The sequence below is a fragment of the Actinomadura sp. KC216 genome, from assembly GCF_004348535.1.
Classification (GTDB): Bacteria; Actinomycetota; Actinomycetes; order Streptosporangiales; family Streptosporangiaceae; genus Spirillospora.
The window spans coordinates 1-9,754 of sequence record NZ_SMJX01000308.1; the positions used below are offsets into that span (position 1 = coordinate 1).

10 protein-coding genes are annotated in these 9,754 nt (G+C 73.4%); 6 read left to right on the forward strand and 4 right to left on the reverse strand.

What is annotated here, in order from left to right; all coding sequences use genetic code 11:
- The first annotated feature begins 49 nt into the window (after window positions 1-49).
- From E1264_RS34535 to E1264_RS34545, 3 genes are all read left to right on the forward strand, one after another.
- Complete coding sequence (locus E1264_RS34535) at window positions 50-1,108, forward strand: ABC transporter substrate-binding protein (protein ID WP_132180363.1); 1,059 nt, start codon at window positions 50-52, stop codon at window positions 1,106-1,108.
- 88 nt (window positions 1,109-1,196) lie between these two features.
- Window positions 1,197-2,342, forward strand: a complete 1,146-nt coding sequence (locus tag E1264_RS34540) for a Gfo/Idh/MocA family oxidoreductase (protein WP_132180365.1) — start codon at window positions 1,197-1,199, stop codon at window positions 2,340-2,342.
- A 2-nt stretch (window positions 2,343-2,344) separates the two neighbouring features.
- Window positions 2,345-3,349: a sugar phosphate isomerase/epimerase family protein gene (locus E1264_RS34545; protein WP_132180367.1), complete on the forward strand. Its 1,005-nt coding sequence runs from the start codon at window positions 2,345-2,347 to the stop codon at window positions 3,347-3,349.
- 54 nt (window positions 3,350-3,403) lie between these two features.
- Here E1264_RS34545 and E1264_RS34550 read toward each other — a convergent pair whose 3' ends face one another.
- Window positions 3,404-4,114: a cupin domain-containing protein gene (locus E1264_RS34550; RefSeq protein ID WP_243711343.1), complete on the reverse strand. Its 711-nt coding sequence runs from the start codon at window positions 4,112-4,114 to the stop codon at window positions 3,404-3,406.
- Between the two features lie 90 nt (window positions 4,115-4,204).
- Window positions 4,205-4,789, reverse strand: a complete 585-nt coding sequence (locus E1264_RS34555) for a Uma2 family endonuclease (RefSeq protein WP_132180369.1) — start codon at window positions 4,787-4,789, stop codon at window positions 4,205-4,207.
- A gap of 153 nt (window positions 4,790-4,942) precedes the next feature.
- Between E1264_RS34555 and E1264_RS34560 the strand changes: the two genes are divergently transcribed.
- Complete coding sequence (locus E1264_RS34560; RefSeq protein ID WP_132180371.1) at window positions 4,943-5,509, forward strand: DUF1707 domain-containing protein; 567 nt, start codon at window positions 4,943-4,945, stop codon at window positions 5,507-5,509.
- Between the two features lie 111 nt (window positions 5,510-5,620).
- Complete coding sequence (locus E1264_RS34565; RefSeq protein WP_132180373.1) at window positions 5,621-8,146, forward strand: hypothetical protein; 2,526 nt, start codon at window positions 5,621-5,623, stop codon at window positions 8,144-8,146.
- A gap of 214 nt (window positions 8,147-8,360) precedes the next feature.
- On the opposite strand, the gene E1264_RS34570 is transcribed toward E1264_RS34565, so the two are convergent.
- Window positions 8,361-8,546: a hypothetical protein gene (locus E1264_RS34570; protein ID WP_132180375.1), complete on the reverse strand. Its 186-nt coding sequence runs from the start codon at window positions 8,544-8,546 to the stop codon at window positions 8,361-8,363.
- Window positions 8,547-8,694: 148 nt separating this feature from the next.
- A complete protein-coding gene (locus E1264_RS34575; RefSeq protein WP_132180377.1) occupies window positions 8,695-8,886 on the reverse strand; it encodes a ferredoxin in 192 nt (63 codons plus the stop codon).
- A gap of 124 nt (window positions 8,887-9,010) precedes the next feature.
- Here E1264_RS34575 and E1264_RS34580 point away from each other — a divergent pair, with 124 nt between their 5' ends.
- Window positions 9,011-9,706, forward strand: a complete 696-nt coding sequence (locus E1264_RS34580; RefSeq protein ID WP_132180379.1) for a class I SAM-dependent methyltransferase — start codon at window positions 9,011-9,013, stop codon at window positions 9,704-9,706.
- The last annotated feature ends 48 nt before the right edge of the window (window positions 9,707-9,754 follow it).

The following is a 9,754-nucleotide window of genomic DNA, read 5'->3' on the forward strand; positions in this document are numbered from 1 at the left end:
TCCCATCCCTCGAACCCTGCCGTCCCACCCCCCATGACCAGGAGCAGTCATGCGCGATCACACACCTCGTCCGTCCCGCAGAGGGGTACTGCTCGGCGGCGCCGTCGTCGCGGCCGGGACCCTCGCCGCGGCCTGCACCGGCAACAGCGAGGACGACCCGGCGCCCGCCGCGCAGGCCGGCACGCTCGGCGGCGACAACGACAAGCCCGGCACGCCGGTGACGCTCGGGTTCTCCGCGCCCGCCGCCGACCACGGCTGGATCGCGGCGATCGCCAAGAACGCCGAGGCGCAGGCCAAGAAGTACCCGGACGTCACGTTCAAGCCGGTCGAGCCGACCAACGACATCAACCAGCAGATATCCGCGGTCGAGTCGCTGATCCGCGCGAAGGTCGGCGCGCTGGTGATCCTGCCGAACGACGGCGAGCAGCTGAACCAGGTCGCGCGCAAGGCGATGGACGCGGGCATCCCGGTCGTCAACCTCGACCGCGTCTTCCCCGACAAGCTGTCGTACCGGACGTGGATCGGCGGCGACAACTACGGCATGGGCGTCTCCGCGGGCCACTACGTCGGCAAGAAGCTGAAGGACAAGGGCGTCTCGGACCCGGTGATCGTGGAGATCCAGGGCATCGCGACGCTGCCGCTGACGCAGGACCGCAGCAAGGGCTTCGCGGACGCGCTGAAGTCCTACGGCTTCTCGGTCACCGCGAAGCAGGACGCGAAGTTCACCGTCGAGTCCGGCAACCAGGTCGCCTCCAACCTGCTGCGCGCCCACAAGAAGATCGACGCGCTGTGGAACCACGACGACGACCAGGGCGTCGGCGTGCTCGCCGCGATCAAGCAGTCGGGCCGCAAGGAGTTCTTCATGGTCGGCGGCGCGGGCTCGGCCAACGCGATGCGGGAGATCAAGGCCGGCGGGGTGCTGGAGGCGACCGTCACCTACTCGCCGACGATGGCCGCGTCCGCGATCAAGCTGGGCCGGCTGATCGCGCAGGGCAAGGGCATGGCGGACCTGGTCGAGCGGCAGGCGCCGCAGTCGATCACGCTCGCCTCCGAGACGATCACGAAGGACAACGTCGACCGCTACATGCCGCTCGGCTTCGAGTCCTGAGCCGCGGGGGCGCCGGCGCGCCCGCCGGGTGGGGGGCGGGCGCGCCGGCCGGGAACGCCGCGCCGTCGAACACTAGGGGAGCAGACATATGACGACGACCGTCGGTGTCGGGATGGTCGGGCACGCGTTCATGGGGCGCGCCCACTCGCAGGCGTGGCGCAGCGTCGGGCCGTTCTTCGGGCCGCCGCTGACACCCGTCATGACCGCCCTCGCCGGACGTTCCGCCGAGCGAGCCGGGGCCGCCGCCGCGTCGCTCGGCTGGGCGTCGGTGGAGACCGACTGGAAGGAACTGCTCCGCCGCGACGACGTCCAGATCGTCGACATCTGCACGCCCGGCGACACCCACGCCGAGATCGCCGTCGCCGCGCTCGACGCGGGCAAGCACGTGCTGTGCGAGAAGCCGCTCGGCAACACGGTCGCGGAGGCGGAGGCGATGGCCGCGGCGGCGGAGCGGGCGCGGGCGCGCGGCGTCCGGTCGATGATCGGGTTCAACTACCGGCGCGTCCCGGCGGTCACGCTCGCGCGCACGCTGGTGGACGAGGGCCGCATCGGGACCGTCCGGCACATCCGCGCGCAGTACCTCCAGGACTGGCTGGCCGACCCGCGGGCCCCGTTCACCTGGCGGCTGGACCGTGACAGGGCCGGGTCGGGCGCGCTCGGCGACATCGCCTCGCACATCGTCGACACCGCGCAGTTCATCACCGGGCAGTCGCTCGTCGGGGTGTCGGCGCTGCTGGACACGTTCGTCTTGGAACGTCCGCTACCGGGCGGCGGCGGCACGGCCCGCGTCACCGTGGACGACGCCGCCCTGTTCATCGCCCGCACCGACGGCGGCGCGCTCGCGACGTTCGAGGCCACCCGGTTCGCCACCGGGCGCAAGAACGCGCTGCGCATCGAGGTCAGCGGCTCGTCCGGCGCGCTGGCGTTCGACCTGGAGTCGCTGAACGAGCTGTGGTTCCACGACGCGCGCGACGGCGCGGCGGAGTCCGGGTTCCGGCGGATCATCGTGACCGAGCCCGTCCATCCGTACGCCGGACGGTGGTGGCCGCCCGGACACATCCTCGGGTACGAGCACACGTTCACCCACCAGATCGCCGACCTGCTCGCCGCGATCGCGGGCGGCACCGACCCGAGCCCCTCGTTCGCCGACGGGCTCCAGGTGCAGCGCGTCCTCGCCGCGGTCGCCGCCAGCGCCGCCGCGAAGCGCTGGGTGGACGTCGAAGGGAGCGAATGACCATGGCACGACCGATCACGCTGTTCACCGGCCAGTGGGCGGACCTGCCGTTCGAGGAGGTCTGCCGGCTCGCGTCCGGCTGGGGCTACGAGGGCCTGGAGATCGCCTGCTGGGGCGACCACTTCGAGGTCGACAGGGCGCTCGCCGACGACGCCTACATCCCGCGCAGGCTGGAGATCCTCGCCAAGCACGACCTGAAGGTGTGGGCGGTCTCCAACCATCTCGTCGGGCAGGCCGTCTGCGACATCCCGGACGAGCGGCACCAGGCGATCCTGCCGCCGCGCCTCTGGGGGGACGGCGAGCCCGAAGGCGTCCGGCGGCGCGCGGCCGCCGAGATGAAGGACACGGCGCGTGCCGCAGCCGCGCTGGGCGTCGACACCGTCGTCGGGTTCACCGGGTCCTCGATCTGGCACACGGTCGCGATGTTCCCGCCCGTCCCCGACGCGATGGTCGAGCGCGGCTACGCCGACTTCGCCGCCCGCTGGAACCCGATCCTGGACGTGTTCGACGAGGTCGGCGTCCGGTTCGCGCACGAGGTGCACCCGAGCGAGATCGCCTACGACTACTGGACGACCGTCCGGACCCTGGAGGCGATCGGGCGCCGTCCCGCGTTCGGGCTGAACTTCGACCCGTCCCACTTCGTCTGGCAGGACCTCGACCCGGTCGGCTTCCTGTTCGACTTCCGCGACCGGATCTACCACGTCGACTGCAAGGACACGAAGGTCCGCACCGGCGACGGCCGCCGCGGGCGGCTCTCGTCCCACCTGCCGTGGGCGGACCTGCGGCGCGGCTGGGACTTCATCTCCACCGGCCGCGGCGACGTCCCCTGGGAGGACGTGTTCCGCGCCCTCAACTCCATCGGCTACGGCGGCCCGATCTCGATCGAGTGGGAGGACGCCGGAATGGACCGCCTGCAAGGCGCGCCCGAGGCCCTGGAGTTCGTCCGGGCGCTCAACGCGATGGAGCCGCCGGCGGCCGCGTTCGACGCCGCGTTCTCCTCCGACTGACCTGCGGCGTGCCGCTCCCGTGAGGCCACGCACGGGAGCGGCACGCCGCCTCCCTCATCCGGCCGGGTGATCGAACTTCATGTCGGCGAAGTCGAAACCCGGCGACACGATGCAGCTGACCAGCACTTCCTCCGGTCCGGCCGGGCGCGCGGCCTGCCAGACGCCAGGCGGCACGACGGCCTGCGGCACCTGACGCCCGTCCATGACGTCCGGGCCCAGCGTGATCCGCTCCGGCGCCTCGGACGGACGTTCCCCGTCGCCGCCGAGCAGCAGCGACAGCGGGCCTCCGCGATGCCACAGCCACACCTCGGCGGACCGGACGGCGTGCCAGACCGACTTCTCGCCCGGCGGGAGCAGGAAGTAGATGCCGGTGGCGGAGGACCGCTCGCCCGGGTAGCCGTCCGGCGTGAAGGACGCGTCCGACCGCCACGTCTCCCGGTACCAGCCGCCCTCCGGATGCGGCAGCAGGTCCAGCGCCTCGGCGGTCGCGGGCCGGTCGAGGAGCGCCGCGTGCCGCCCGTCCGGGCCGCGCCGCGCGTACCGGACGCGGGACGCCGCCGTCCGGTCGACCACCCCGCGCGGCGGCGACGCGCCGGGCTCCGGGTCGAGCGTGACGGCGACGACCTGCCCGTCCGCGAACACGTCGTCGGCGACGGCGAGCGCCCCGGCGTCGTCGTCCGGCGCCCACACCGCGCCGGCGTCGGACAGCACGAACCGCGGCCCGGGCTGGGCGCGCCAGCCGTCGAGCGTCATCAGCAGCAGCACATGATCAAGCCTAGGCGGTTCAGCCGAGCGGAGCTCGTCCGTTGAATGGTGGTGGGTGGGGAATGCCGCGGGGGCGGTCACGCCGTCCGGTCAGTCCATTTCGGAGAGTCGTGCCGGGTCGAAGGCCATGGGGTAGGGCCGGTCCAGCGCGATTGTCTCGCCGGAGCGGGCCTTGCCGGTCAGCTCGTAGCGGCCGTCCACGAGTTCCAGGAAGGTGATGGCGGGACGCGGCTCCAGGTCGACGAGCCAGTAGTGCGGGATGCCGGTCGCGGCGTACTCGTCCACCTTGCGGACGCGGTCGATCTGCTCGTTCACCGTGCGCGGCGTCACCACCTCGGCGACCAGGAGGAGGTCGGGGCCGTAGTAGGTGCGGGTCTGGCGCTCCAGGGCGGCGCGGGCGGTGTCGCGGGTCACGGCGAAGACGTCGGGCTTGCGGACGCCGGCCGGGGTGGTCACGTCCTGCGGGGCCCCGGCGATGTGGACGTCGGCGTCCGCGTGCCGGGCCGCCTCCTTCAGGATCGCCTTCAGCTGGTCGGCGGCGTGGTCGTGCCACAGGTCGCCGGGCAGCTCGTTCAGCCAGCCGTCGGCGAGCTCGTAGCGGCGGCCGTCCTCGGGGAGCGCGTCCAGGTCGTACAGCGTGTACGGACCGTGCGTGCGGCCGAGCGTCCCGCCCATCGATCGTCCCCCCTTGGTGGCGGCCCCTTCCGAATCTAGCGGACGGAGGTCCGGCGGAGCCGCAGGCAAGATCGCGCGTCGGGATGCGGTCAATGTCTCGAAAACCGAGGGGCGGCGAGTTACGATACATCTCGTCTTGAGGGGAGAGATGCGATGAGCGCCGAGCAGCAGGAGGCCCAGGCCGTTCGCGCCTCGGACGGCGACCGCGACGAGATGCTCGTCCGGCTGCACACGGCCTTCGCGGTGGGACGGCTGAGCGAGGCGGAACTCGACGAGCGCATCGACCGCGTGCTCGCGGCGCGCACCCACGGGCAGCTCTGGGCCGTGGCCGCCGACCTGCCGTCCGAGGACGCCCGGGTCGCTCCGGCGGGCTCCACGCTGGCACCGGCCGGACGCCTCCAGGTCGCCTACAAGGGTTCGCTCAAGCGGGCCGGGCGCTGGCGGCTGCCGGAGCGGTGCACGGTCGTGGTGTACAAGGGCACCGGGCTCATCGACCTGCGCGGCGCCGAGCTGGACGCGCAGGTCACCGAGCTGCGGGTGATCGCCTACAAGTCGACGGTCGAGATCGTCGTCCCGCCGGGCGTGCGCGTGGAGGCGGGCGGCATGGGCGTCTGCGCCGAGGTGCACGGCACCCCGTCCGCGGGCGCGCCGGTCGTCAATATCCGGGGTTTTGCCTACAAGGGGGCGATTGAAGTGAAAGATCGTATACGCCGGGCGTGAAGTGATAGAACGCTCCCGCGGCCCCATCGGCCGCCGTTCACGCGGATGTCCGTACATGGACGTGCGTGGCGCGATTTGATGGTGGTCCGACAGGACCGTGAAGGAGCGCGTGTGACGGCGAGGACCCCGGAGCAGGACGAGGCCCGGCGGACGGCCGAGGAGGAGCCCGCCGGCTCCCGCCAGGTCCGGCGGCGCCTGACGTTCGGCGTCGCCGGCGATCTCGCCGACCTGCCCGCGACGCTGTCGCCCTGGCAGCGCGCGTACGAGGCATGGCGCGCCGCCGGCCTGCGCTGGGGCCACGGCGCCCCGCCCCGCGACCGCGCCGAGCCGGTCGCCGAGGCCCCCGAGGAGCCGCCCGCCGACCCGCCGGACGTCCCGAAGCCCGCGGCTCCGAAACCCGCGGCGCGAAAGCCCGCCGCTCCGAAGCCCGCGTCCCGCAAGCCCGCGGGCGGCCGGGCGTTGCCCGATCCTCATGACGTGCTCGTGGCGGGTCCGCCGAAGCCGGCGGCCGATGGGCCCGGAGTCGGGGCCGGGCTGCGGTCGCGGGTGGCGGTCGCGGTGGGGCTCGTCGTTGTCGCGGGCGGTGTGATCGTCGGCGCGTCCCGGGGCGAGGAGTCCGGGCGGGCTTCGGCGGGAGTCCCGGGTGCGGTGGCGGCGGACGCGCTGTTCGCCCCCGACCCCGCCGCCGCGACCGACGGGCTCGTCCAGGAGCTCACCGCCGTCTCCGCCGCGGGCGGGACGGTCGTCGCCGCGGGCACCGAGGGCGACGGCGTTCCCGGCGGGGAGCGGGCCCGGTTCCTCGTGTCCTCTGACGGCGGGCGCACCTGGTCGGTCGCCGGTGTCGCCGCGGCGGGCGGCGGGGCGCTCCCGCGCGGTGACCGCCCGCGCCACGTCGCCGGAACGGCGGGCGACTGGCTGGCGCTCGGCGAATCGTCCGGCGGCGCCCCGGTGGCGTGGGCGAGCGACACCGCGAACACCTGGACGAGGCTTCCGCTCGGCGCGCCGTTCACGCCGTCCGACACGGTGAACGCCCTGACCGGCACCGGCGCGGGGTTCGTCGCGGTCGGCACGGCCGCGGGCCGCGCCGCCGTCTGGACGTCGGACGACCGCCGGACCTGGCGGCGCACCGCCGGCCCCGCGGGGGTCACGAGCCTCGACCGCGTGGCCGCGCGCGGGAACGTCTTGGTCGTGCACGGGACGTACGTCAAGAAGATCACCGCGAGGAAGGCCGGGAAGAAGGTCACCCGCAAGGTGCGGGCCGACGGCCTCTGGCGGTCCGCGGACGGCGGGCGCACCTGGACGGTCGCGCCCGTCCCGCAGGCCCAGGGCTCGTACGGCCCGACGAAGGGCCTGGCGGCCGGGCCGGGCTGGTTCGCGACCGTCCGTGAGGGACGGCAGGCGGTCGGCAAGAAGAAGCGACGCCGCATACAGCGCTTCGGTGTCATGTTCACCTCGGTCGACGGCCTGAAATGGCAGGCCGCGAGCCGGTTCGGCGGCTACGGCATCGAGCGATTCGCCGGGAACGGCGGGAACGGCGGCTTGGCCGTGCTGGTGCAGGGCGCGAAGGGCGCGCGCACCGTCCTGCGGAGCGATGACGGCCGCACCTGGCGGCCGGGAGGCACCGTCCCGGCGCCTGTGCAGAGCAGTGCCCTGGCGGTCGCCGGTCCCGGGCTCGTGGTCTCGGGACGGCAGGGCAACGACGCCTACCTGTCCGGCGCCGATCTGCGGAGGGTGCCGGGCGCCGTCCACCCGGAACGGACGATCCGAGCGCTCGCCGCAGGCCCGGGGCGTTCCGTCGCCGCAGGCAGCAGCAACGGCGGCGCGGCGATCTGGAGCGCCCCCGACGGGCGCGCGTGGACGCGGGCCCGGTTCCCCGGTACCGGCGGATGGGTCTCGGACGTCGTCCACGGAGGCAAGGGCTGGCTCGCCGTGGGACGCACGTCCGGCGCGCGGCCCGGCCCTCTCGCCCTGACCTCGCAGGACGGGCTGGCCTGGCAGAAGTCGCCGTTCCCCGGCGGCCCGCCGCCCGTGGCGGTCACGTCCGGCCCGGCCGGTTATGTTGCGGTCGGGGCGGGTGCGGCATGGCGCTCGTCCGATCTCCGGGGATGGCGGCGCACCGCCCTGACCGGCTCCGCCGCCGACGTCATCGCGACGGCGGGCGCATACGTGGCGGTCGGCGGCCGGGACCGGGCGCCCGCCGTGTGGACGTCCCCGGACGGCCTGCGGTGGACCGCCGCCAAGCTCCCGTCCGGCCTCGCCACCGGCCCGCTCACGGAAGTGGCCGCCAAGGGCAGGACTCTGGTGGCGATCGGCGCCGGTGCCGCGCCGCTGGTCTCCGTCGACGGCGGGACGACCTGGGCCCAGCGGGTCCTCGGCACGGACGTCACCGCGACCGCCGTCACCGCGACGCCGAACGGGTTCGTCGTGGCGGCGAGCACCTCGAAGGGGGACGGCGCCGTCCTCACGTCGGCGGACGGCGTCTCCTGGAGCCGTCTCCAGGTCCCGGGCCTGTCGGGGCCCGGCGATCAGCGGCTCACCGCGCTGGCCGCCATGGGGCCGGCCGTCCTGGGCGCCGGCACCACGTCCGGCGCGCTCGCGGAGAGCCCGCTGCTCTGGCACGCGCCCGTCCCGAGGTAGGGCGGGGCGTTCTCAGCCGTTGCAGCCGCAGGAGCATCCCTTCGGGCACGAGCAGCCGCCGCCATGTCCGCAACTACAGTCCTTTTTCGTCATGTGCGGAAAGTAACCTTCGCCGCACTCAGTGGTCTATGACCGTGACGCGATGAGGGGCTGTCGTCGCGGACACGGGCCGTCCTGTGGCGGGGAACGGACGGCCCGTGTCCGGGTCCGGCGGCTAGGCGCGGATGTGGAGGTCCACGCCCAGCAGGATCAGGAACCAGAGGAACACGGCCAGCAGCGCGCTGCCGACCCGCCGGATCAGGTCGCCGGTGATGTAGCCGCGGTCCCAGGCGATGAACAGGCCGATGAGGAGATAGATGAGGCCGGCCAGGCTGATGTGCGGCCGGTACCGGGTCGCCATAGGGTCGGTCTCCTCCCGTGGGGGTGTGGCGACCGGTCGGTGCCCCCCGCAATCGGGAGAAAACGGCCACCTTGGTTCGGGACGGGCCGTGATGATGGTTCCGGGCCGTCCCAAAATGGGAGGCTGGGGGAGCGGGACGGTACCGGTTCTACTCGTCCAGCGACAGCGCGGCCTTCGGGCACGACCGCACCGCGTGCCGGACGCGGTCCTGCTCCCCCGCCGGGACGTCCGGCGTGAGGATCTGGAGTTCGTCCTCGTCGTCGAGGTCGAAGACCTCGGGCGCCAGGCCGACGCACACGGCGTTCGCCTCGCACACCAGCGGGTCGACTCGTACTCTCATCGTTCCTCCGTTTCATTGTCGGCATTCGTCAGCACGAAAGTAGAACACGTTCTAGTCTCGATGGGCAAGGCGGTCGTCTCGCGGTCATATGTCTCGTATATGGTGCCCGGACGGAGGGAGACCGATGACCGACACCGAGGCGTCCGCCGGTTCCGCGATGCCCGTGGACCTGTTGCGCGCGGCGCGCCATGCCAAGGGTTTCATGCCGGACGACGAGGGACTCGCCCTGTACGAGACCGCTCTGGAGTACGGGACGCGCCTGGCCGGCGCCGGGCCGCTCCTTGAGGTCGGCACCTACTGCGGCAAGTCCGCCGTCTACCTGGGGGCCGCCGCCAGGACGGCCGGGACGATCGTCGTCACGGTCGACCATCACCACGGGTCGGAGGAGAACCAGGCGGGCTGGGAGCACCACGACCCGTCCCTCGTCGACCCGCGCACGGGGCGGTTGGACACGCTGCCCACGTTCCGCAAGACGATCGCCGCCGCCGGGCTGGAGGACGAGGTCGTCGCCGTCGTCGGCCAGTCCCGCACGGTCTCGGCCTTCTGGCGGACGCCGCTCGCCCTGCTGTTCATCGACGGCGGCCATGGCGAAGAGCACGCGCAGGCCGACTACGAGGGCTGGGCGCCGCACGTCGCCGTCGGCGGGGCCCTCGCGATTCACGACGTCTTCCCCGACCCCCGCGACGGTGGTCAGCCGCCGTACCACATCTACCTCCGGGCGCTGGAGAGCGGCGCTTTCGAGGAGCGCCGCGTGGTCGGTTCGCTCCGCGTCCTGGAGCGGGTCGGTGACACCGATCCCCTCACACGCGGCCCCGCCTGAACCGGCCCCGCCTGAACCGGCCCCGCCTGAACCGGCCCCGGCTAAACC

Bases quoted from the DNA above. Each gene is read 5' to 3' on its own strand.
- E1264_RS34555 (WP_132180369.1), bottom strand. From the start codon at position 4,789: ATGGGCGGGACGCTCGGCCGCACGCACGGTCCGTACACGCTGTACGAC.
- E1264_RS34545 (WP_132180367.1), top strand. From the start codon at position 2,345: ATGGCACGACCGATCACGCTGTTCACCGGCCAGTGGGCGGACCTGCCG.
- E1264_RS34575 (WP_132180377.1), bottom strand. From the start codon at position 8,886: ATGAGAGTACGAGTCGACCCGCTGGTGTGCGAGGCGAACGCCGTGTGC.
- E1264_RS34570 (WP_132180375.1), bottom strand. From the start codon at position 8,546: ATGGCGACCCGGTACCGGCCGCACATCAGCCTGGCCGGCCTCATCTAT.
- E1264_RS34580 (WP_132180379.1), top strand. From the start codon at position 9,011: ATGACCGACACCGAGGCGTCCGCCGGTTCCGCGATGCCCGTGGACCTG.
- E1264_RS34535 (WP_132180363.1), top strand. From the start codon at position 50: ATGCGCGATCACACACCTCGTCCGTCCCGCAGAGGGGTACTGCTCGGC.
- E1264_RS34540 (WP_132180365.1), top strand. From the start codon at position 1,197: ATGACGACGACCGTCGGTGTCGGGATGGTCGGGCACGCGTTCATGGGG.
- E1264_RS34560 (WP_132180371.1), top strand. From the start codon at position 4,943: ATGAGCGCCGAGCAGCAGGAGGCCCAGGCCGTTCGCGCCTCGGACGGC.